The sequence below is a fragment of the Streptomyces apricus genome (assembly GCF_008369065.1).
Lineage (GTDB): Bacteria > Actinomycetota > Actinomycetes > Streptomycetales > Streptomycetaceae > Streptomyces > Streptomyces apricus.
The window spans coordinates 824,588-844,552 of sequence record NZ_VDFC01000040.1 but is presented as its reverse complement, the minus strand read 5'-3'; the positions used below and the strand labels follow the sequence as shown (position 1 = coordinate 844,552).

General features: G+C 72.7%; 22 protein-coding genes. 14 read left to right on the top strand and 8 right to left on the bottom strand.

Translation table 11 applies throughout. From position 1 onward, the window contains the following. The first annotated feature begins 43 nt into the window (after window positions 1–43). The gene (ccsB, locus tag FGF04_RS16850) at window positions 44–1,192 is read left to right on the top strand and encodes a c-type cytochrome biogenesis protein CcsB (RefSeq protein ID WP_149512085.1); all 1,149 of its coding nucleotides are present in this window, start codon (window positions 44–46) and stop codon (window positions 1,190–1,192) included. Between the two features lie 3 nt (window positions 1,193–1,195). Here ccsB and FGF04_RS16845 read toward each other — a convergent pair whose 3' ends face one another. Both FGF04_RS16845 and FGF04_RS16840 read right to left on the bottom strand, forming a co-directional pair. Beyond that, window positions 1,196–3,382, bottom strand: coding sequence for a hypothetical protein (locus tag FGF04_RS16845; protein WP_149512084.1), 2,187 nt, complete (start codon window positions 3,380–3,382; stop codon window positions 1,196–1,198). Window positions 3,383–3,597: 215 nt separating this feature from the next. Continuing rightward, window positions 3,598–4,035 carry a GNAT family N-acetyltransferase gene (locus FGF04_RS16840; RefSeq protein WP_149512083.1) on the bottom strand — a complete coding sequence of 146 codons (438 nt, stop codon included), beginning with the start codon at window positions 4,033–4,035 and terminating at the stop codon, window positions 3,598–3,600. 272 nt (window positions 4,036–4,307) lie between these two features. Between FGF04_RS16840 and FGF04_RS16835 the strand changes: the two genes are divergently transcribed. Together FGF04_RS16835 and FGF04_RS16830 are read left to right on the top strand one after the other, a co-directional pair. Beyond that, entirely contained in the window at window positions 4,308–4,673 is a 366-nt protein-coding gene (locus tag FGF04_RS16835) for a Tat pathway signal sequence domain protein (protein ID WP_149512082.1), read from the top strand. A 178-nt stretch (window positions 4,674–4,851) separates the two neighbouring features. Next, window positions 4,852–5,052, top strand: a complete 201-nt coding sequence (locus tag FGF04_RS16830) for a hypothetical protein (RefSeq protein WP_149512081.1) — start codon at window positions 4,852–4,854, stop codon at window positions 5,050–5,052. Between the two features lie 19 nt (window positions 5,053–5,071). Here the strand turns inward: FGF04_RS16830 and FGF04_RS16825 are convergent, their stop codons facing one another. Next, window positions 5,072–5,461 (bottom strand): PLD nuclease N-terminal domain-containing protein, encoded by a 390-nt coding sequence (locus FGF04_RS16825; RefSeq protein WP_149512080.1) that lies wholly within the window; start codon window positions 5,459–5,461, stop codon window positions 5,072–5,074. 136 nt (window positions 5,462–5,597) lie between these two features. On the opposite strand from FGF04_RS16825, the gene FGF04_RS16820 reads away from it, so the two are divergent. Continuing rightward, window positions 5,598–7,052 carry a menaquinone biosynthesis decarboxylase gene (locus FGF04_RS16820; protein ID WP_149512079.1) on the top strand — a complete coding sequence of 485 codons (1,455 nt, stop codon included), beginning with the start codon at window positions 5,598–5,600 and terminating at the stop codon, window positions 7,050–7,052. Beyond that, a complete protein-coding gene (gene mqnP, locus FGF04_RS16815; RefSeq protein ID WP_149512078.1) occupies window positions 7,049–7,969 on the top strand; it encodes a menaquinone biosynthesis prenyltransferase MqnP in 921 nt (306 codons plus the stop codon). The genes FGF04_RS16820 and mqnP overlap by 4 nt, the downstream gene beginning before the upstream one ends. Before the next feature lie 20 nt (window positions 7,970–7,989). Here the strand turns inward: mqnP and FGF04_RS16810 are convergent, their stop codons facing one another. Beyond that, on the bottom strand, window positions 7,990–8,265 hold the full coding sequence (locus FGF04_RS16810; RefSeq protein ID WP_188114128.1) for a GntR family transcriptional regulator: 276 nt from the start codon (window positions 8,263–8,265) through the stop codon (window positions 7,990–7,992). A 153-nt stretch (window positions 8,266–8,418) separates the two neighbouring features. Here FGF04_RS16810 and FGF04_RS16805 point away from each other — a divergent pair, with 153 nt between their 5' ends. Both FGF04_RS16805 and FGF04_RS16800 read left to right on the top strand, forming a co-directional pair. Further along, window positions 8,419–8,682 carry a hypothetical protein gene (locus FGF04_RS16805; protein ID WP_149512077.1) on the top strand — a complete coding sequence of 88 codons (264 nt, stop codon included), beginning with the start codon at window positions 8,419–8,421 and terminating at the stop codon, window positions 8,680–8,682. Further along, window positions 8,679–8,963 carry a hypothetical protein gene (locus tag FGF04_RS16800; RefSeq protein ID WP_149512076.1) on the top strand — a complete coding sequence of 95 codons (285 nt, stop codon included), beginning with the start codon at window positions 8,679–8,681 and terminating at the stop codon, window positions 8,961–8,963. Before FGF04_RS16805 ends, FGF04_RS16800 begins: the two co-directional genes overlap by 4 nt. Before the next feature lie 16 nt (window positions 8,964–8,979). On the opposite strand, the gene FGF04_RS16795 is transcribed toward FGF04_RS16800, so the two are convergent. Together FGF04_RS16795 and FGF04_RS16790 are read right to left on the bottom strand one after the other, a co-directional pair. Then, window positions 8,980–9,597: a TetR/AcrR family transcriptional regulator gene (locus FGF04_RS16795; protein WP_149512075.1), complete on the bottom strand. Its 618-nt coding sequence runs from the start codon at window positions 9,595–9,597 to the stop codon at window positions 8,980–8,982. Window positions 9,598–9,652: 55 nt separating this feature from the next. Then, the gene (locus FGF04_RS16790) at window positions 9,653–10,153 is read right to left on the bottom strand and encodes a nuclear transport factor 2 family protein (RefSeq protein ID WP_149512074.1); all 501 of its coding nucleotides are present in this window, start codon (window positions 10,151–10,153) and stop codon (window positions 9,653–9,655) included. Between the two features lie 155 nt (window positions 10,154–10,308). Between FGF04_RS16790 and FGF04_RS16785 the strand changes: the two genes are divergently transcribed. From FGF04_RS16785 to FGF04_RS16765, 5 genes are all read left to right on the top strand, one after another. Then, the gene (locus FGF04_RS16785) at window positions 10,309–10,998 is read left to right on the top strand and encodes a UbiX family flavin prenyltransferase (protein WP_149512073.1); all 690 of its coding nucleotides are present in this window, start codon (window positions 10,309–10,311) and stop codon (window positions 10,996–10,998) included. 78 nt (window positions 10,999–11,076) lie between these two features. Next, window positions 11,077–11,532, top strand: coding sequence for an Lrp/AsnC family transcriptional regulator (locus tag FGF04_RS16780; RefSeq protein ID WP_149512072.1), 456 nt, complete (start codon window positions 11,077–11,079; stop codon window positions 11,530–11,532). 74 nt (window positions 11,533–11,606) lie between these two features. Beyond that, the gene (gene mqnE / locus FGF04_RS16775) at window positions 11,607–12,770 is read left to right on the top strand and encodes an aminofutalosine synthase MqnE (RefSeq protein WP_149512071.1); all 1,164 of its coding nucleotides are present in this window, start codon (window positions 11,607–11,609) and stop codon (window positions 12,768–12,770) included. 130 nt (window positions 12,771–12,900) lie between these two features. Next, window positions 12,901–13,215: a DUF4229 domain-containing protein gene (locus FGF04_RS16770; protein WP_149512070.1), complete on the top strand. Its 315-nt coding sequence runs from the start codon at window positions 12,901–12,903 to the stop codon at window positions 13,213–13,215. Between the two features lie 31 nt (window positions 13,216–13,246). Next, entirely contained in the window at window positions 13,247–13,960 is a 714-nt protein-coding gene (locus FGF04_RS16765) for a TetR/AcrR family transcriptional regulator (protein WP_235882351.1), read from the top strand. Here FGF04_RS16765 and FGF04_RS16755 read toward each other — a convergent pair whose 3' ends face one another. After that, on the bottom strand, window positions 13,961–14,845 hold the full coding sequence (locus FGF04_RS16755) for a MaoC/PaaZ C-terminal domain-containing protein (RefSeq protein WP_149512313.1): 885 nt from the start codon (window positions 14,843–14,845) through the stop codon (window positions 13,961–13,963). Window positions 14,846–15,069: 224 nt separating this feature from the next. Continuing rightward, complete coding sequence (locus FGF04_RS16750; protein ID WP_149512069.1) at window positions 15,070–16,428, bottom strand: 3-oxoacyl-ACP reductase; 1,359 nt, start codon at window positions 16,426–16,428, stop codon at window positions 15,070–15,072. Window positions 16,429–16,501: 73 nt separating this feature from the next. Here FGF04_RS16750 and FGF04_RS16745 point away from each other — a divergent pair, with 73 nt between their 5' ends. Both FGF04_RS16745 and FGF04_RS16740 read left to right on the top strand, forming a co-directional pair. Further along, entirely contained in the window at window positions 16,502–17,779 is a 1,278-nt protein-coding gene (locus FGF04_RS16745; protein WP_149512068.1) for an acetyl-CoA C-acetyltransferase, read from the top strand. Between the two features lie 216 nt (window positions 17,780–17,995). Next, entirely contained in the window at window positions 17,996–19,903 is a 1,908-nt protein-coding gene (locus tag FGF04_RS16740) for an AMP-dependent synthetase/ligase (protein WP_149512067.1), read from the top strand. The last annotated feature ends 62 nt before the right edge of the window (window positions 19,904–19,965 follow it).

The following is a 19,965-nucleotide window of genomic DNA, read 5'->3' as shown; positions in this document are numbered from 1 at the left end:
CCCCCGAACCTCCCGCCGCACCCTCCGAAGGGGCTGAGACGAAGTGACGCTCGCCGCCACAACCGACCTCGCCGCCGCGACCCACCTGGCTGCCGCGACCAACGAGAACCTCGCGAACCTCAGCAACACGCTGATCTACTCCGCGATGGCCGTCTACACGCTGGCCTTCTTCGCGTACATCGCCGAATGGCTGCTCGGCAGCCGCAGCAAGGTCGCCCGCACGGCCGCCGCACTGACCGCGGACCAGGACGCCAAGGGGGCCAAGGGCGCCAAGGGTGCCAAGAAGGCGGCGGGCCCCGCGGTCACCGTGCAGAACGCGGGCGGCACCACCGTCCTTGAGCGGCCCAAGGTCGTCACCCGCGCCGCGGCCGGCGCCCGCGACGTGCCGGACGGGCCCGGCGCGCACGGCGGGGACGAGCAGGGCGACCTCTACGGCCGCATCGCCGTCTCCCTCACCGCGCTCGCCTTCCTCATCGCGTTCGGCGGCGTGCTCGCCCGCGCCCTGTCGGTGCAGCGGGCGCCGTGGGGCAACATGTACGAGTTCAACATCACCTTCTCCACCGTCGCCGTCGGCGTGTACCTGGCGCTGCTGGCGATGAAGAAGAACGTCCGCTGGATGGGCCTCTTCCTAACGACCACGGTCCTGCTCGACCTCGGTCTGGCCGTCACGGTCCTCTACACCGCCAGCGACCAGCTCGTCCCGGCCCTGCACTCGTACTGGCTGTACATCCACGTCTCCACGGCGATCTTCTGCGGGGCCGTCTTCTACGTGGGCGCGGTCGGCACGATCCTGTACCTCTTCAAGGACTCGTACGAGAACAAGCTCGCGAACGGCGGCAAGCCGGGCCGGTTCGCGACCTCGGTGCTGGAGCGGCTGCCCTCGTCGGCCTCGCTGGACAAGTTCTCGTACCGCGTGAACGCCGCCGTCTTCCCGCTGTGGACGTTCACGATCATCGCCGGCGCCATCTGGGCGGGCGACGCGTGGGGCCGCTACTGGGGCTGGGACCCCAAGGAGACCTGGTCGTTCATCACCTGGGTCGTCTACGCCGGCTATCTGCACGCCCGTGCCACGGCCGGCTGGAAGGGCCGCAAGGCCGCGTACATCGCGCTCGTCGCCTTCGCCTGCTGGCTGTTCAACTACTACGGCGTGAACATCTTCGTCTCCGGCAAGCACTCGTACGCAGGCGTCTAGCCGTCAGACGCGTAGGGGCCGGCCCGCCGACGCGTCCTGCGGCCAGTGGCGGGAGGCCCGCCGCAGCGGCTCGGCGTCGGCGGGGCGCAGCCGTGACAGATGCTCCAGCTCGGACCGCAGCCGCTCGGTGACGACCGGGTCGGGCAGCGCCAGCGGGTCGGTCACCTGCCAGACCCCGTGCAGCAGCCGGCGCACCCGCAGGTGCAGCACGGTGTCCACGTCGTCCGGCGGCCGGGGACCCGTACCGGCGCGGCCGAGCGCGACCTGCGTCCGGCCGTCGGGGACGCCGGGGACCTCGGGGGCGACGGCGGGCCGGTACGGCGCCGAGGCGAGGAAGGCCAGCGCCGACAGCCACTGCGCGGGGGGTCGGTGGTGGAAGGTGTCGCGCAGGTACGAGACCGCGGGTTCGGTGGTGCCTAGGGCGAGTTCGTGGTGCAGCCGGTACAGGGCGTGCCGCGTCCCGTCACAGTCCGGAGCGTCCGCGGTGCCCGGCGGATCGATGGCGTCCGGCACGTCTTGTACGCCCTGTGCGTCCGTGTAGTGGGCTACGAGTGTGTGGTGGGCGGCCCGCCAAGTGGTGTGGTCCGGCTCCCTGCGGTGCAGCTCCAGCAGGAGCAGGGCGCGCAGCAGCGGGTCGCCGACGAACCGGCCGGGCACCGCGGGCAGCCCCTCCTCGGCGAGCCGTGCCTCCAGGGCCAGGACCCCCGCGGTGCCGAAGCCGGCGGGGAGGAGCGCCTCGGCCAGTACGCACGCCGACGCGCGGTCGTGCGCCACGGCCAGCAGCGCCAGCGCGTCCCGGCGCCCGTCCCGGTATCCGTCCGGCACGAGGTGGTCCAGGAGTTCGCGGTAGGCGGGGCGGTCGCCGTCGTCCCGGTCGAGGTGCGCGGTGAGCAGGTCGCCGGGGGTGACGGCGCCGCGCGGCAGGTTCCGGCGGGCCGACTCGGCGAGCAGCGCCGTGCCGAGCGGGTTGCCCGCGGTCAGCCGGTGGGCGGCGCGCGGCAGCCGGGACGGTACGGCCAGGCCCCGGCAGGCCGCCTCGACGACCCGCGGGGTGTCGTCGGGGGACAGCGGCGGCAGCGGGACGAGCAGCGCCCGGGACGAGGCGGTGCCGCCGGGCTCCCAGCCGCTCGAGCGGGCCAGCCCGGACAGGGTGCCGCGGGCCGCGTTGCGCAGCGCCGGATGGCCGTGGCCGCGCAGCCCGGCGAAGAACGCCACCCGGTCGGCGATGCCGTCGGCCCGGTCGCGCAGCACGGCGCCGATCAGCCCGGTCCCCGGCGCGGCCTGCGCGTTGTCGAGGAGGACCACCGGGCGCCCGGGCCGACTCCCGCGCGGCAGTGCGCCGCCGTACGCGTCGTCGAGGTCGGCCAGCAGGGCCCGTACGAGATGGCCCTCGGCGCGGGTGCGCGGGGCGCCGCCCGCCCTGAAGTGCCCGGCGAGCAGCAGGAGTCCGAGCTTGGGGTTGCCGCCGGCGTTCGGGTGGTCGCGGTACCAGGTGGCGGCCTTGCGCAGCCGGCGGTGCGTGGGGGAGACCCCTTCGGAGAACGCCTCCAGGATCGCCTCGACGACCGGCTCGACCACCGGACCCGTACCCGTACCCGTACCGCAGCCCGTACCGGAGTCCTTACCGGACCTCGTGCCGGACGGTGAGCCGGTGAGGGGGTCGGTCAGGCGGTCGGTCACCCGCCCGACCCGGCGGCCGGTGTGCGCGCCGCCCCAGGAACCGGTGTCGTTCAGCAGCAGGATGCGCTCGGCCTCCCGGCGGGCGCGGGGCACGTCCCGGTCGTTCCAGCCGCCCGCCGCGACGGCCAGCAGGCCCGTCGCGAGCCGGGGGAACGGTATGCGTCCCGCGTCGGCCACCGGCTCCGCGAGCTGCCAGGCGATCGCCACCAGCGCCTGGGCCACCGGCGACCAGGACGCCTGCGGATGCCCGGCGGGACACCGCGCGAACCGCTCCGCCTCGCAGTCGATCAGCGCGACGGGCGTGCGCCCCTCGTACGCGGCCCGCAGCTCGGCCAGCACGGCGCTCTTGCCGAGCCCGCGGGCACCGGCGAACACCACGAAGGGCAGGTCCCTGGTGTGCTCGTACGGACTGGGCCCGTGCTGGAACGGACGCAGGCCGACGAGCCGTGGAGCGAGGCCGGGCGGTTCCGTGTCGAACAACGCGCCGCGGCCGTGCAGCCCTGTGCGCACCGCTTATCCCCCTGGGGCCCGTGGGTCCGGTTTCGTACTGAGGGAGGTGTATCAACCGGGGCGCGGCCAGGAGGCGTTGCTTCGAGATGGATCGCAGGGTGCCCTCCCGCCTCCGGAAATGTCGTCCTCGCCGACGGGATCCGACCGTGCACGGACTTCCAGGGGGCGCCCACCACTGCCCGCGCGCCCTCGTGCCCGCGGTGCGCGGACCCCGGTCAGGCCAGCCGCAGGTCGATCCAGAGCGCGCTCCCGCCGGGCAGCACGTACCGGTCGGACTCGACGTACCCGTGCGCGTGCGCGAACCGCAGGCCCTCGGTGTTGGCGGCCAGGACGACCGTCCCGACCGTCCGCGCCCCCAGTCCCCGGGCGAGCGCCAGCCCGCGTTCGTGCAGCCGCTCGCCGAACCCCTGGCGGCGGTGGCCGGGCAGCACCCGGGCGATGACGGTGGCCTCCGCCTCCTCGCCCTCCGGCGGCCGCACCGTCGTGCAGCCCACCAGCACGTCACCGGCGTACGCCACCTCCAGGAGGAACCGCCCCGCCCGCTCCCGCACCTCGCCGGGCGACAGCGCGGCGGGCGGCACGATCACGTTGTGGACGTGCCGCCAGTCCGCAAGAAGCGACGCGAGCAGCGGCTCGGACAGAGAGCCGTCCACGGCAACGCGTTCGACACGAAGACCCTTCACCCCAGCAGGCAACCGCCCGAACCGAAGAACGTCAACGGGATATACCCCGTTGCCCTGTTGGGGAGGCGTCGTGAGGAAGGGTGCACGTCCGCTCGGGAGCGAGGGCCGTGGGACTTTGCCATCCCTTTACAACCTGTGTCCTCGCTGTCTCGTCTCTTCGCTCGATCCATGACGCAGCCGCCCCGGGCCCGGCACCTCCGTGTGCGGGTCGGGCGGCGAGACCGACAGAAGAGAGCTTCTCCATGCGCCGAACCGTCCTCAGTGCCCTGGCACTCACCTGCACCGCCGTGCTGGCGGGCACCGTGCCCGCGTTCGCCGACGGGACGACCCCGTCCCCCGTCCCCGCCACCAAGGCGCCGAGCGCCGCGCCGGCCGAGGCCTCCCCTGCCKCGGGGACCAAGCCCCCGGCCACCGAGGCCCCGGCCACCGAGCCGACCGACGTGCCGGACCAGGTCTCCGCCGTGCCGAGCGGGGCGCCCGACACCGGGGTGGCGTCCGGCGGTTCCGGCGGCGACGGCGCTCTGATGGGCGGCGGCGCCGCCGCGGCGGTCGCGCTCAGCGGCGCCGCCGTCTACGTCGTACGCCGCCGCCGGGCGACCGGGGCATGACCCTGCCCTCCAGGCGCGCCTTCGTCACCGCGGCCGCGGCCACCCTGCTGGCGGGCTGCGGGGGCCAGCCATACCACGGGCCGGGTGGGCCGCTTCATGGTGGCGGGCGTCGGGCGGCGCGATGGTGGTACCGGACGCTCCGAGAGGCGCACGGCCTCTCCGCCGGAAGGGAACCGCGATGAACACCACGACCGCCGCCGCCTCCACCGCCACGACCGCCGTCACGGCCCCGGAGAGCGAGCTCGCCCCCCTGCTGGCCGCCTGGGACCACGCGCACTGCGCGGCCACCGACGATCCCGAATGGCGCCACCTGCTGGACGAGATGGCCCACCCGCGCACCACGCAGGCGTTCTACGCCCTGGCCGCGGCCCGGGCGTGAGCGGGGCCGCGGTGACCCGTCAGGGCTTCGGCGGCGCGGTGTCCTCGGGCCCGCTCTCGTCGCCGCTGTCCTCCTTGCGGTCGCCCCTGCCCCCGTCCTCGCCCCCGTCCTTGTCCTTGTCCCTGCTCCTGCCCCTGTCCCTGTTCTCGTCCTTGAGGGACTTCAGGAAGTCGGGGTTGTCGTCGGGGGCGACCCAGCCGCCCCGCCCGGCCCGGGACGAGCCGCCCGGGGTGCGGACGCGGCCGACGATCAGCCAGGAGATCGAGCCGACGAGCGGGAAGAGCAGCACGAGGATCGCCCAGATCGGCTTCGGGATGTAGCGGACGTCCTTCTCATCCGTGGTGATGCAGTCGATGAAGGCGTAGATGCTGAGTGCCAGCGGCACCAGGATCATCAGCACCCGGAGCATGCGGTGGTCCCCCTGCTGTGGAGATACGTGCGCAGACACGTGTCGGAGACACGTGCGGACATGCACATGGGCGTCGGGGCCGGCTGAGCGGCCCCCGTTACAGAGCCAGCGTAACGAGTAGCCGATACTGGGACGCATGGCTTACGACGATCTTCGCTCCCTGCTCCGGGCGCTGGAGCGCGAGGGCGACCTCAAGCGCATCAAGGCCGAGGTGGACCCGTACCTGGAGGTCGGGGAGATCGTCGACCGCGTCCAGAAGGCGGGCGGCCCCGCGCTGCTCTTCGAGAACGTGCGCGGATCGGCGATGCCGCTGGCGATGAACGTCTTCGGGACGGACCGCCGCCTGCTCAAGGCCCTCGGCCTGAAGTCGTACGCGGACATCAGCGACAAGATCGGCGGGCTGCTCAAGCCCGAGCTGCCGCAGGGCTTCGTCGGGGTGCGCGAGGCCTTCGGGAAGCTCGGCGCCATGACCCACGTACCGCCGAAGAAGGTGAAGGACGGCCCGGTCCAGGAGGTGGTGCTCCGCGGCGACGACGTCGACCTGGACGCGCTGCCCGCGCTCTTCACCTGGCCGCAGGACGGCGGGTCCTTCTTCAACCTCGGGCTGACCCACACCAAGGACCCCGAGTCCGGCATCCGCAACCTCGGCCTCTACCGGCTGCAGCGTCACGACAAGCGCACCATCGGCATGCACTGGCAGATCCACAAGGACAGCCGCAACCACTACGCGGTGGCCGCGCGCCGCGGCGAACGGCTGCCGGTCGCGATCGCCTTCGGCTGCCCGCCCGCGGTGACGTACGCCTCCACCGCGCCGCTGCCCGGCGACATCGACGAGTACCTCTTCGCCGGGTTCCTCCAGGGCAAGCGGATCGAGATGGTCGACTGCAAGACGGTGCCGCTCCAGGTGCCGGCGCAGGCCGAGGTCGTCATCGAGGGCTGGCTGGAGCCGGGGGAGATGCTCCCCGAGGGCCCCTTCGGCGACCACACGGGCTTCTACACCCCGCAGGAGCCGTTCCCGGCCCTCACCATCGACTGCGTGACGATGCGCAAGCGCCCGCTCCTGCAGTCGATCGTGGTCGGCCGCCCGCCGACGGAGGACGGCCCGCTGGGCCGCGCGACGGAACGCTTCTTCCTCCCGCTCCTGAAGATCATCGTGCCGGACATCGTGGACTACCACCTCCCCGAGGCGGGCGGCTTCCACAACTGCGCGATCGTCGCGATCGACAAGAAGTACCCGAAGCACGCGCAGAAGGTCATGCACGCCGTGTGGGGCGCCCACATGATGTCCCTGACCAAGCTGATCGTGGTCGTCGACGCCGACTGCGACGTCCACGACCTGCACGAGGTCGCCTGGCGCGCGCTGGGCAACACGGACTACGCCCGGGACCTGAGCATCGTCGAGGGCCCGGTCGACCATCTCGACCACGCCTCGTACCAGCAGTTCTGGGGCGGCAAGGCGGGCATCGACGCCACGCGGAAGTGGCCCGAGGAGGGCTACACCAGGGACGGCGGCTGGCCCGAGATGGTCCTCTCGGACCCGGACACGGCGGCGAAGGTCGACCGCCGCTGGAAGGAGTACGGACTCTCGTGAGCAGCGCATCCGCGGCGATCCCGCAGCCCCAGCCGCAGCCTCAGCCGGGCCGGACCAAGGCGTTCCTGCGCCTGGTGATGATCGAGCACTCCGTCTTCGCGCTGCCGTTCGCCTACATCGCCGCGCTGACGGCGATGTTCGAGCTGGACGGGAACATCCACTGGGGCCGGCTGCTGCTCGTCACCGTCGCGATGGTCGGGCTGCGCACCTTCGCGATGGCCGCGAACCGGATCATCGACCGGGAGATCGACGCCCGCAATCCGCGCACGGCCCACCGCGAGCTGGTCACCGGCGCGATGTCGGTGAAGCACGCGTGGACGGGCGCGCTGGTGGCCCTGGTGGTCTTCCTGGGCGCGGCGGCGCTCCTGAACCCCCTGTGCCTGGCCCTCGCACCCGTCGCGGTGATCCCGATGGTGGTCTACCCGTACGGCAAGCGGTTCACGAACTTCCCGCAGGCCATCCTGGGCCTCGCGCAGGCCATGGGCCCCATCGGCGGCTGGCTGGCGATCACCGGCGAGTGGTCCTGGGACGCGGTGATCCTGGGCCTGGCGGTCGGCATCTGGATCGGCGGCTTTGACCTGATCTACGCCTGCCAGGACGTGGAGACGGACCGCGAGGTCGGCGTGAAGTCGGTCCCGGCCCGCTTCGGCATCCCGGCGGCGATCTGGGGCGCCAGGGCCTGCCACGCCGTCACGACCGCGCTCTTCGTCTGGTTCGCCCTGGCCACGGACGCGGGCGTCCTCTTCTGGCTGGGCCTGCTGATCGTGGCGGCCGCGTTCGTGTACGAGCACACGATCGTCCGCCCGACGGACCTGTCCCGCCTGAACCGCGCCTTCTTCCAGGTCAACGGCTTCATCGGCATCGCCCTGTTCGCCTGCGCGCTCCTGGACCTGCTGGTACGGGGGCTGACGCTCTAGCCGTCCGCCCCCGCTACGGCTCAGCCCGCGTCGACGTCGTCGGCGCGGGCTTTTTTGATGAGGGCCGGGGCGTCGGGGGAGACGAAGGAGCCCATGCCGATCTCGGTGTAGACGAGCCCCTCCTTCTTCAGGCCCACGTTCACCTTGGCCGCGGTGGCCGTGGCGATCCCGAACTCCGCGACGATCGCCTGCACCGAGGGCACGCGGCTGCGCGGCGGGTAGGTGCCGTCCTCGATGCGGTCACGGATCACGGCTGCCACCTGGCGCCACCTGGGTACGTCCGGTTCGAACTCCATCACCGACCCATAGTGTTCTAGGTATGCCACGGTAATCGATCTCTAGTTCACCCTAGAACCCTGTAGATTTCTTGCGCTATGTTGGGCATAAGAAACCCCGGCGACGGCTGTCACCGCCCCGGGGCACGGCACCAGCTTCAAAGGAGCTGACGCATGTCCGACCTTATCCCTGCCCTCTTCCCCTGGCTGAGTTTTCAGCTTGCCGCCCTCGGGCTGCTGCTGTCCCTGGCGCGGAGCATGGAGCCCGCGACCGGCGGTGGCCGGCACCGTAAAGGGGACGCGGTACCGAACCGGGCCCGTGTCCACCGCAGCGCCGCGCGCAGGGCGGAGGTCCCGCTCGACGGGAGTGCGTCCCGTCTCGTGCGCCCCTACCTGCCACGGGAGTTCTTCCTGATCCGAGAGGCGGGAGCGGCATGAGCGCCGGGAGCCGCGACGGGGCCGAAGCGCTCAGACTGCTGCCCTGGACGGGCGCGAGCGGCGGGCCCGCCTACGTCGTCGCCGACCCGGGACGGCCGGGGCCGGTCTCGCGCCTCGCCGACGTGATCGAGGAGACGCACCTGGAGATGGCGGCCGTACTGCTCGGCCACGCCCGCGAACTGACCGCCGAGGCGAGCCCGGTCGAACTGCGCCACCTGGTGACGGAACTGACGCAGGCCCTCGCCGACACCCTGCGCATCGCCGCAGGCGCGCGACGGTAGGGAGGGCGCGAAGTCGCTAGCCCTGGGCCGGGGGGCGGGCCAGGGCGGCGAGGACGGTCTCCCGCGCCGTGCGGACCGTGGCCGCGAACGCGTCCGGGTCCCGGCCGATGCGCTCGGCGCCCGCGCGCATGGCGCCGGACAGCAGTTCCACCGTGAGGTGCACGTCGCCGACGTCGCGGAACTCCCCGCGTGCGATGCCGTCCCGGACGACGTCCTCCACCTCGGCCACGATCGCGTGGAACGGGTTGCCCGGCCCCTTGTGCAGCTCGTCGACCAGCGGGCCGGACCCGGGGCGGAACAGCAGCTGCATGGACGGATCCGCGGACGTCTCCAGGACCGCCTCGACGATCTCCCGCATCCGCTGCGCGGCCGGGTCCGCGGACCGTGCGGCGATCGCGGCCACCCGCTCGGCCATGGGCCGGCCGGCCCGGGCGGTCAGCGCCAGGACCAGGGCCTTCTTGTCGCGTGCGTAGTTGTACAGCGTGTTGCGCGCGAGGCCGGCCCGGGTCGCGATGTGCCCCATGGTGAGGGAGTCGTAGTCGCGTTCCAGCAGCAGTTGCCGCGTCGCCTCGGCGAGGTCGGCCCACACCATCTCGTGGTGTTCCTCGATGCTGGCTCCCCGGATACGCGGCATGCGGTCATTCTCCTTCCCGCCGCGGCCTCCGCCGCCACCCGGGCCCGGGACCGCCCTAGTGCACCGGTTCCGCGGGCAGTGCCGCGCCCGCCAGGTGCGCGTTCTCCTGGTGCGTCGCGGTGAGCTTCACCCGGCTCAGGCGCCAGCCGTCCGCCGTGCGGACCGCCTCGTTGTCGTAGAAGCCGACCACCAGCCAGCAGTTGGGCCCGTCGCCGGTGAGCTCCTCCGGGAGCCAGTGCTCGGCACGCACGTGTGCGTGGACCGTCGCCCGGTCGCCGTCGATCTCGACGACGTGGCCCGTGATGGCGTGGTGGGTCGCCGTGAAGGGCGCGAAGGCGCCGCGCAGGGCCTCGGCGTACGCGCCGAGCGGCGTCTCCATCGGCGGTATGCCGGCGACCGACTCGAAGTCGACCGTGACCGGATCGGTGAGGACGAGACCCGGCAGCTCGTCGAACTGCTTCAGGTCCGCCACGTCGGCGTAGCGGCCGAGCAGTTGGACGATCTCGGCGCGGTCGGCGGCGTGCGTACCGGCGGCGTGTGCATCGGTGGCGTTCATGGGAGGAGGGACCTTCCGTCGGGGCCTGCGTCGCGGCCCGTGCTTTTTACGACAATCTGTCGTAAACATTACGACAGATTGTCGTAAAAGCAAGTCGCGAGGAGTGCCCGGCCGCCGGTCCTGAGTCAATGGCGCGGCGCCGGTAGGCTCGGAGTGTGAACGCAGGAGAAACGCAGCGGCGGCCTTGGATCGTGGGGGTGTCCGGCGCGTCCGGAACCCCGTATGCGGCGGCCGTGCTGCGCGCACTCCTGGACGCCGGGGAGAGCGTCGACCTGGTCGTCAGCCGGGCCTCCCGCCTCACCCTGCTCGACGAGACCGGAATCAGCTTCCGGGACGCCCACTGGCGCGACGACCTGCGGGAATGGCTGGCCCGTGGAGCCGACGGGAAGCCGAACACCTTCGCCGGGAGCGAGGACACCGAGGGCCGCCTCGACCGCGTACGGCACTGGAGCGCGGGGGACCTGGCGGCGGGGCCGTCCTCCGGTTCGTACCCCTGCAAGGGCATGCTCGTCGTGCCCGCCTCCACCGCCTGTGTGGCGGGAGTCGCGCTCGGGCTGTCGAAGGACCTGCTGCAGCGGGCGGCGAGCGTCACCCTCAAGGAGGGCCGCAAGCTGGTCGTCGCCGTCCGGGAGACCCCGCTGAACGGGCAGACCCTGCGGCACCTGGTGACCCTCGACGACGCGGGCGCGACCGTATTGCCCGCCTCCCCGGCCTTCTACGCGGGCGCCACCCACATCCAGGACCTCGTGGACTTCGTCGCCGGGCGCGTACTGGACGCGGCGGGCGTCCCGCACACGCTCTACCAGCGCTGGAAGGGCGAACTCGGCGGCTCCCGCACCACTTGAGCACGGCGCACCACCCGAGCACGGCGGATCAGTACCCACTCATCTTCACGAACTCTTCAGCGGAAGGCTATCGATCGCATGGACGCGGTGGACAGGCAGCTCATCCAGGCTCTCAGGGAGAACGGCCGGGCCTCGTACGCGGAGCTGGGACGCCTCGTCGGACTGTCGGGGCCCAGTGTCACCGACCGCATCAACCGCCTGGAGGCGGCCGGCGTCATCACGGGTTACCGCGCGACGGTCGACGCGGCCTCGCTCGGCCTCGGCGTCACCGCCCTCATCGGCATCTCCCTCTCCGACGCCGCCGACCACGAGGACGTGGCGCGCCGGATGAAGGACCTGAACGAGATCGAGGACTGCTGGTTCATCGCCGGCGACGACTCCTTCATGCTCAAGGTGCGGGCCTCCGACGTGGACGGTCTGGAGCGGACCATCCGGCGGCTCTCCGGGACCAAGGGCGTCTCCAGGACCCGTACCACCATCGTCCTCTCCACGAAGTGGGAGAACCGGGTGGGCGAGCTGCCCGAGGAGGAGTAGCGCGGGCGCCGGAGTACGGTTGAGCGGTTGACACGCATCGGCACAGGTCACAGGTCACAGGGAGAGGTACACGCATGGACGTCGGGCTCAAGCGCGAGCTGGAGGACAAGGTCCGGGCCGGTGAGCGGCTGACCCGCGAGGACGGCATCGCGCTCTACGAGTCGGACGACCTGGCCTGGCTGGGCGGGCTCGCCCACGAGGTGCGCACCCGCAAGAACGGTGACGTCGTGCACTTCAACGTCAACCGCCACCTCAACATGACGAACGTGTGCACCGCGTCCTGCGCCTACTGCTCGTTCCAGCGCAAGCCGGGCGAGAAGGACGCGTACACGATGCGCATCGAGGAGGCGGTACGGCTCGCCAAGGCGATGGAGGGCGAGAACCTCACCGAGCTGCACATCGTCAACGGCCTGCACCCCAACCTGCCGTGGCGCTACTACCCGCGGTCCTTGAGTGAACTGAAGAAGGCCCTGCCGAACGTCTCCCTCAAGGCCTTCACGGCCACCGAGATCCACCACTTCGAGACGATCTCCGGGCTGTCCGCCTCCGAGATCCTCGACGAGCTGATCGACGCGGGGCTCGAATCCCTCACCGGCGGCGGCGCGGAGATCTTCGACTGGGAGGTGCGCCAGCACATCGTCGACCACCGCACCCACTGGGAGGACTGGTCGCGCATCCACCGCCTCGCGCACGAGAAGGGTCTCAAGACCCCGTGCACGATGCTGTACGGGCACATCGAGGAGCCCCGCCACCGGGTCGACCACGTGCTGCGCCTGCGTGAGCTGCAGGACGAGACCGGCGGCTTCCAGGTCTTCATCCCGCTGCGCTACCAGCACGACTTCGTCGACATGAAGGACGGGAAGGTACGCAACCGGCTCCAGGCCCGTACGCAGATGGCGACCGGCGCGGAGGCCCTGAAGACCTTCGCGGTCTCCCGGCTGCTCTTCGACAACGTGCCGCACGTGAAGGTCTTCTGGGTCATGCACGGCGTCCAGACGGCCCAGCTCGCGCTGCAGCACGGGGCGGACGACATGGACGGGTCGGTCGTCGAGTACAAGATCACGCATGACGCCGACAACTACGGGACGCCGAACAAGCTGACGCGTGAGGATCTGCTCGACCTGATCCGGGACGCCGGGTTCCGGCCGGTGGAGCGGAACACTCGGTACGAGATCATTCGTGAGTACGAGGGGGCTGCGGCGGATCGGCGGGATACGCCCCAGCCTATGCGGGTCTGACTGGGGCGGGCTGGGTGCGTTCTCGGGTGCGGGTGGGGGGCCCCGGCACCCCCCTACAAGATCGGGGTCCGCCCGTGCTTCACTGGACGGTGCCCTTTGGGAACGTTCGGAACGGGAAGAGTGGATTGAGATGCTCCGCTACACACTGATGCGCCTCGGTATCTTCGTGGGCTGCCTCGTGGTCGTCTGGGGCCTCGTCCACGCCGGCGTCGCCCCCCGTGGCCTGGGCGACTCGAACGGCATGTGGATCGTCATGCTCGCCCTGGTGATCTCCGCGCCCATCAGCTTCGTCGTCCTGCGCAAGGAGCGCGACCGCGCCTCGGTGCAGATCGTCCAGCGGGTCGACCGCGTCAAGTCCAACCTGGAGGCCAACCGCAGCCAGGAGGACGACGCTGCGGACGAGGTCCCGCAGGCTCAGGCGCAGGCCCAGGGGCACGCTTCCTGAAGGCGGCCGCGCGCCCCATACCCTTTCCCGTATGGGTGCAGTGAAGAGCAAGCGGATGCCCCGTGCCGTGCGCGAGCAGCAGATGCTGGACGCCGCCGTACGGACCTTCGGGCAACGGGGCTACCGGGCCGCGTCGATGGACGAGATCGCCGATCTGGCGGGCGTGTCCAAGCCGCTGGTCTACCTGTACCTGAACAGCAAGGAAGACCTCTTCACCGCGTGCATCCGGCGTGAGGCCGCGGCCCTGACCGCGGCGGTACGCGCCGGGGTCCGCCCCGGCCTCCCCGCCGACCGCCAACTCTGGGAAGGGCTGCGGGCGTTCTTCACGCACACCGCGGAGAACCCGGACGGCTGGGCGGTGCTGCACCTCCAGGCGCGTACGCACGGGGAGCCGTTCGCCGCCGAGATCACCTCGATGCGCGAGGAGATCGTGGCGTTCGTGACCCAGCTGATCGTGGTCGCGGCACGGGAGGCCCACCGGGACCCGTCGCTGCCCGAGCGCGAGGTCGCGGGGCTCGCGGAGGCCCTCGTCGGCGCCGCCGAATCGCTCGCCGCCTGGGCCAACGCCACCCCCGGTGTCTCCGCCCGGCAGGCCGCCGCGACCCTGATGAACTTCGCCTGGGCGGGCCTCGGCGACCTGATGGAGGGGCAGCCCTGGACGGAGGCCGCGGAGGCCGCGGGGGCTTCGGAGGCCCCGAAGGTCCCGGAAACCACGGAGGTCCCGGGGGTCGCGGGCGGGACCTGATCAGTCCAGCGGCAGTACCTCTCCCGTCAGGTGCAGCCAGTCGCCGAGGCCGCGCAGTTCGAAGCGGCTGCCCTCCACCCCGTATCCCACCGTCCCGGGCAGCAGCACCGGCGCCCTGAACTCCGCCCGCAGCACCGCCGCCGGGGGCGCCCCGTGCGGCGGCCCGTACGCGGCGAGGCAGCGCGCCACGGTCCACATGCCGTGCGCGATGGCCCGGGGGAAGCCGAACAGCCGGGCGGTGAGGCGGTGCAGGMGGATCGGGTTGCGGTCACCGGAAGCGGCCGCGTACCGCCGCCCGACGTCCTCGGCGAGCTGCCACTCGGCGAGCACGGGCAGAGGCGCGCGCTCCGCCGCGGGGCCCTGCCCGCCGGGGGCCGGACCGTCCTGCTTCGCCGTCGTGCGGTGGCGTGCCAGATACGTGCTGCGCGACTCCCACACGAGCTCTCCGCCGGCCCGCACCTCGGTGACGACGACGGCCTCGGTGCCGCGCCGGTGCGGGACCAAGTCGTCGACGTACACGGTGAGTTCGTACGTACCCGTCGCGGTGAGGGGGCGGCGGCGCGTGATCTCGACGGACGTGTGGACCAGCCCGAGCAGCGGCAGCGGGAACGCGCGCCCGCTCATCAGCCGCATGGCCGCGGGGAAGCCGAGCACGTGCGGGTAGGTGAGGGGCAGTTCGTCGGCCCCCACCCCGAATCCGCACGCCCGCTCGTACGCGGCGAGCCGCCCCAGGTCGACCCGCACCCCGGGCAGGACCAGCCGGGTCCGGGGAGCGGTGACCCCGGCGCGGGGCCGCTTGAACGGGGACAGGACGGCGCCCCGGGCCAGCAGGGGCCACAGGGCGGGCGACCGGGTGAGGGTCCGGGTGCGGGCGGGGCTGCGCATGTCTTCCGTGAGGTCGTCCATCACGTGTCTTCCTCCTCGGTCCTGGACGGGGGTGGCGCGCAAGTACGGTCGCCTGCGGGCCGGTGGGGGCTGGTCGCGCAGTTCCCCGCGCCCCTAAGCACTTAGGGGCGCGGGGAACTGCGCACTCAGCCACGACGCACCCGCACCCTCCAAACGGCGGCGGCGCCAACCAACCAACGCAACACACAAACCCAGCGGAGCGCTCACGCTCCGAGGAGGCTCTGCCCGCACACCCGCACCACCTGCCCGTTGACCGCCCCCGACCCCGGACTCGCGAGCCACGCCGTCGTCTCGGCGACGTCCACCGGCAGCCCGCCCTGCGCGAGCGAGTTCATCCGCCGCCCCGCCTCGCGGATGAACAGCGGCACCGCGGCGGTCATCCTCGTCTCGATGAAACCGGGCGCGACGGCGTTCACCGTCACCCCGTACTCCGACAGCGCCCGCGGCCCGAGGGACCGGACGAGCCCGACGATCCCCGCCTTCGAGGCGGCGTAGTTCGTCTGACCGGCGTTCCCCGCGATCCCGGCGATCGACGCGGTGGCCACGACGCGGCCGCCCGCCCGGAGCGTGCCGCCGGCCAGCAGCGCGTCGGTCGTGCGCAGCACGCTCGCGAGGTTGACGTCGAGCACCGGACTCCAGCGCTCGGCGGGCATGTTGACCAGCCGCCGGTCCCGGGTGATCCCGGCGTTGTGGACGAGGACGTCCAGGCCCCCGGGCAGCGCGTCGGCGATCCGCGCCCCCGCGTCCGGCGCCGTGATGTCCAGCGGCAGCGCGGTCCCGCCGAGCCGCTCCGCGACGGCGGCCAGCTCGGCCCCGGCGGCGGGCACGTCCAGGCACACCACCCGGGCGCCGTCCCGCGCCAGCGTCCCGGCGACGGCCGCGCCGATCCCGCGCGCGGCCCCGGTGACCAGGGCGGTCCGCCCGGCCAGCGGCCTGCTCCAGTCCTCCGGCGCGCCCGGCTCGCCGTCGCCGACCTCGATCACCTGCCCGCTGACGTACGCCGATCCGGGGGAGAGGAGGAAGCGGAGCGTCGACTCGGCGGAGCGGGCGCCCATGTCGCGCGCGAGCGGCGCGAGGCGTACGAGGTTCACGGTCCTGCCCCGCCCGATCTCCTTGCCGAGCGAGCGCACGAACCCTTCGAGCCCCTGCTGCACGGCGGCCTGGTGGTGGTCGGCCGGGTCCGGGACCGTGCCGAGCACCACGATCCGCCCGCTCGCGGCGACCGACCGGACGACGGGGTGCAGGGCCGCGTGCACCTCGGCGAGCGCCTCGACGTCCCGCACCCCGGTGGCGTCGAGGACGACGGCGACCGGATCGGCCGCGCCGAGGTCGGGGTCCAGCGCCGAGCCGGCCGGTACGAGGTCCAGGTCCAGCCCCCACCGGGCCAGGTGGGGCGCCAGGTCCAGATCGGACTTGCCTGCGGTCAGGTGCAGCAACCGGCCCTGGAGGGTGGGCCGTTCGGGGGTCCACCGGCGCAGCCGCGTCGGCTGGGGCAGTCCGAGCCGCCGGGTCAGGAAGCGGCCGGGCGCGGTGCCGGCGAGGCTCAGATAGCGGTCGGCCATGATGCAGCTCCCTGCTTACTCTGAAGTAAGGTTACCCGAGGTAAGCCTACGTCACGGTGAGGAGCAGGTCGAGATGAGCCCCGTTCAACCCCGTCGCGTCGCCGTCGTCGGCGGCGCCCGCACCCCCTTCGCCCGTTCCGACGGCCCGTACGCGACCGCCTCGAACCAGGAGATGCTGACCGCGGCGGTCGACGGCCTGGTGGAGCGCTTCGGGCTCGACGAGCCGGGCGCGGTCGGCGAGTTGGTGGCCGGCGCCGTCCTCAAGCACAGCCGCGACTTCAACCTCGCGCGCGAGACGGTGCTCGGCTCGCGGCTGGACGCCCGCACCCCCGCCTACGACGTCCAGCAGGCCTGCGGCACCGGTCTGCAGGCCGTGATCGCGGCAGCCAACAAGATCACCCTCGGGCAGACCGAGTCGGCCGTCGCGGGCGGCGCGGACACGGCCAGCGACGCCCCGCTCGGCGTCAACGACGAGCTGCGGCGCATCCTGCTGGAGGCCCGGCGCGCGAAGTCGGCGGGCGCCCGCCTGAAGGCGCTCGCCCGGATCCGCCCCGGCCACCTCGTCCCGGAGATCCCGCGCAACGCCGAGCCCCGTACCGGCCTGTCGATGGGCGAGCACGCGGCGGTCACCGCCCGCCGGTGGGGCGTCACCCGCGAGGCGCAGGACGAACTGGCCGCCGCGAGCCATCGGCGCCTCGCCGCCGCCTACGAACGCGGCTTCTTCGACGACCTGGTCGTGCCCTTCCGCGGCCTGGCCCGGGACCAGAACCTGCGCCCCGGCTCCACGGTCGGGAAACTGGCCGCCCTGAAGCCCGTGTTCGGGCTGGCGGACCCCGGCCCGACCATGACCGCCGGGAACTCGACGCCCCTGACCGACGGCGCGGCGACCGTGCTGCTCGCGAGCGAGGAGTGGACGGCGCAGCGAGGCCTGACCCCGCTCGCGTACCTGACGGCGTACCGGACGGCGGCCGTCGACTTCGTCGCGGGGGACGTGGCCGGCGGCGAGGACGGCCTGCTGATGGCACCGGCGTACGCGGTCCCGCAGCTGCTGGAGCGCGCCGGTCTGGGCCTCGGCGACTTCGACTTCGTCGAGGTGCACGAGGCGTTCGCGTCCCAGGTGCTCGCCACCCTGGCCGCCTGGGAGAAGCAGGGCCTGGGGCAGGTGGACCGGGCGCGCCTCAACGTCGCGGGCTCCTCCCTCGCCACCGGCCACCCCTTCGCGGCGACCGGGGCGCGGATCGTGGCGACCCTGGCGAAGCTGCTCGCCGAGCGGGACGCCCCCGGCCGCGGCCTCATCTCGATCTGCGCGGCGGGCGGCCAGGGCGTGACGGCAATTCTCGAACGCCCGTGACGGCGATCCCCGAACGGCCGTGACGCGTACGGCCCGCTGAGGCGCTCCCGATCCCGGACACCCCGTATGTCCCGGACACCCCGGACGGAAGATGAACAGCCGTCCGGACAGCGCACCAACCTCTCACCCTTCCGCACACAAGCCCCGCACTTTCCCAGGTGAACCCTCCACTTCGCGGGTCCGTAATGGGAGGAGCACGAGAGCAAGGAGCCACCCGTGTCCCGAGATCCGTCGTCCAGACCCCAGCCCGGCCTCCCGGAACCCGAGATCAGGCGGCTGGACGGGGTCGTGCGGGAGGTCTCGGTGCCGCCGCTGATCCTGCCCGTCACCCACGGCTCGCTCGCGGACATCCCCTTCGACAACGCCGAGCAGGTCCCGGACGAGGCGGTGCTCAGCCGCAAGGGCCCGGACGGCCGGTGGCAGGACGTCACGGCCGCCGAGTTCGCCGACCAGGTGCTCGCCGTCGCCAAGGGGCTGATCGCGGAGGGCCTGATGCCGGGCGACCGGCTCGCCATCATGGCGCGTACGACGTACGAGTGGACGCTGCTGGACTTCGCGGCGTGGGCCGCGGGCCTGGTCACCGTGCCCGTCTACCCGACCTCGTCCGTCTTCCAGACGCGCTGGATCCTCCAGGACTCGGGCGCGGTGGCGATCGCCGTCGAGCACGTCTCGCAGGCCGCCGCGCTCGGCCCGGAGCGCGACCGGCTGCCCGACGTGCAGCACATGTGGGTCTTCGAGAAGGGGCACACGGACCGCCTCGCCGAGCTGGGCCGGCACGTCCCGGACCAGGAGGTCGCCGTGCGCCGCGGGGTGCTCGGCCCCGACTCGCTCGCGACGATCATGTACACCTCCGGCACCACCGGGCGCCCCAAGGGCTGCGCGCTGACCCACGGCAACTTCTTCGCCGAGGTCGACAACGCCGTCGAGCTGCTCCACCCCGTCTTCAGGTCCACCTTCAAGGAGCCGGCGTCCACGCTCCTCTACCTGCCCCTCTCGCACGTCTTCGGCCGGATGGTCGCCGTCGCCTGCCTGCGCGCCCGGGTCCGCCTGGGCCACGCGCCGAGTATCCGTACGGAGGAGCTGCTGGCCGACCTCGCGGGCTTCGGCCCGACCTTCCTGCTGGCCGTCCCGTACGTGCTGGAGAAGGTCTACAACACCGGCCGCGCCACCGCCGAGAAGATGGGCCGCGCCGCCTCCTTCGACCGGGCCGCCCGGGTGGCGCGCGACTACGGGGAGGCGCTGGAGGCCCGGCAGCACGGCATGGGCCCGGGACCCGGCACGAAGCTGCGCGCCGCCCGCGCCCTCTACGACCCGCTCGTCTACCGCCGCATCCGCACGGCCCTGGGCGGGAAGGTCCGCCAGGTGATCTGCGGCGGCTCCCCGCTCGGCCGCCGCCTCGCCTCCTTCTACGCGGGCGCCGGCATCCAGGTCTACGAGGGCTACGGCCTCACCGAGTCCACGGCGGCGGCGACCCTCACCTACCCGCACCGGCCCCGCCTCGGCACGGTCGGCTGGCCGCTGCCCGGCACCCGGGTCCGGCTCGCCCAGGACGGCGAGGTGCTGCTCAGCGGCGACCAGGTGTTCCGCGGCTACTGGGACCCGCAGGCGGGCGGGGMGGTGCCGGCCGCGCGGGACGGCTGGCTCGCCACCGGCGACATCGGCGAGCTGGACGACGACGGCTACCTCACGATCACCGGCCGCAAGAAGGACATCCTGATCACCACCAGCGGCAAGAACATCGCCCCGGCCCCGCTGGAGGACTGGCTGCGCGCGCATCCCCTGATCAGCCAGTGCGTCGTCGTCGGCGACGACCGCCCGTACGCCACCGCGCTCATCACGCCGGACGCCGCGGGCCTGGCGCACTGGTGCCGCATGACCGGCCGGGGGCAGCTCCCGGTGGCCACGCTGGTCACCGACCCGGAACTGCTCGCCGTGCTCCAGCGGGCGGTGGACGACGCCAACCGCCTGGTCTCCCGTGCCGAATCGATCCGCCGCTTCACCCTCCTGCCCCAGGACTTCACGGAGGAGGCGGGCCACCTGACCCCGACGATGAAGCTGCGCCGGGCGGTGGTGATCCGGGAGTTCGCCCGGGAGATCGAGGAGATGTACGAAACGCTCCGGTGACCGGGACGGGAAAAGGCAGGAGCCCCTTCCACCTGACGGTGTCGGGGCTCCTTGGGTCTTGC

Bases quoted from the DNA above. Each gene is read 5' to 3' on its own strand.
- FGF04_RS16830 (WP_149512081.1), top strand. From the start codon at position 4,852: ATGAACACCACGACCGCCGCCGCCTCCACCGCCACGACCGCCGTCACG.
- FGF04_RS16800 (WP_149512076.1), top strand. From the start codon at position 8,679: ATGAGCGCCGGGAGCCGCGACGGGGCCGAAGCGCTCAGACTGCTGCCC.
- FGF04_RS16810 (WP_188114128.1), bottom strand. From the start codon at position 8,265: ATGGAGTTCGAACCGGACGTACCCAGGTGGCGCCAGGTGGCAGCCGTG.
- FGF04_RS16795 (WP_149512075.1), bottom strand. From the start codon at position 9,597: ATGCCGCGTATCCGGGGAGCCAGCATCGAGGAACACCACGAGATGGTG.
- FGF04_RS16820 (WP_149512079.1), top strand. From the start codon at position 5,598: ATGGCTTACGACGATCTTCGCTCCCTGCTCCGGGCGCTGGAGCGCGAG.
- mqnE (WP_149512071.1), top strand. From the start codon at position 11,607: ATGGACGTCGGGCTCAAGCGCGAGCTGGAGGACAAGGTCCGGGCCGGT.
- FGF04_RS16770 (WP_149512070.1), top strand. From the start codon at position 12,901: ATGCTCCGCTACACACTGATGCGCCTCGGTATCTTCGTGGGCTGCCTC.
- FGF04_RS16805 (WP_149512077.1), top strand. From the start codon at position 8,419: ATGTCCGACCTTATCCCTGCCCTCTTCCCCTGGCTGAGTTTTCAGCTT.
- FGF04_RS16825 (WP_149512080.1), bottom strand. From the start codon at position 5,461: ATGCTCCGGGTGCTGATGATCCTGGTGCCGCTGGCACTCAGCATCTAC.
- FGF04_RS16750 (WP_149512069.1), bottom strand. From the start codon at position 16,428: ATGGCCGACCGCTATCTGAGCCTCGCCGGCACCGCGCCCGGCCGCTTC.
- FGF04_RS16765 (WP_235882351.1), top strand. From the start codon at position 13,247: ATGGGTGCAGTGAAGAGCAAGCGGATGCCCCGTGCCGTGCGCGAGCAG.
- FGF04_RS16780 (WP_149512072.1), top strand. From the start codon at position 11,077: ATGGACGCGGTGGACAGGCAGCTCATCCAGGCTCTCAGGGAGAACGGC.
- FGF04_RS16745 (WP_149512068.1), top strand. From the start codon at position 16,502: ATGAGCCCCGTTCAACCCCGTCGCGTCGCCGTCGTCGGCGGCGCCCGC.
- FGF04_RS16790 (WP_149512074.1), bottom strand. From the start codon at position 10,153: ATGAACGCCACCGATGCACACGCCGCCGGTACGCACGCCGCCGACCGC.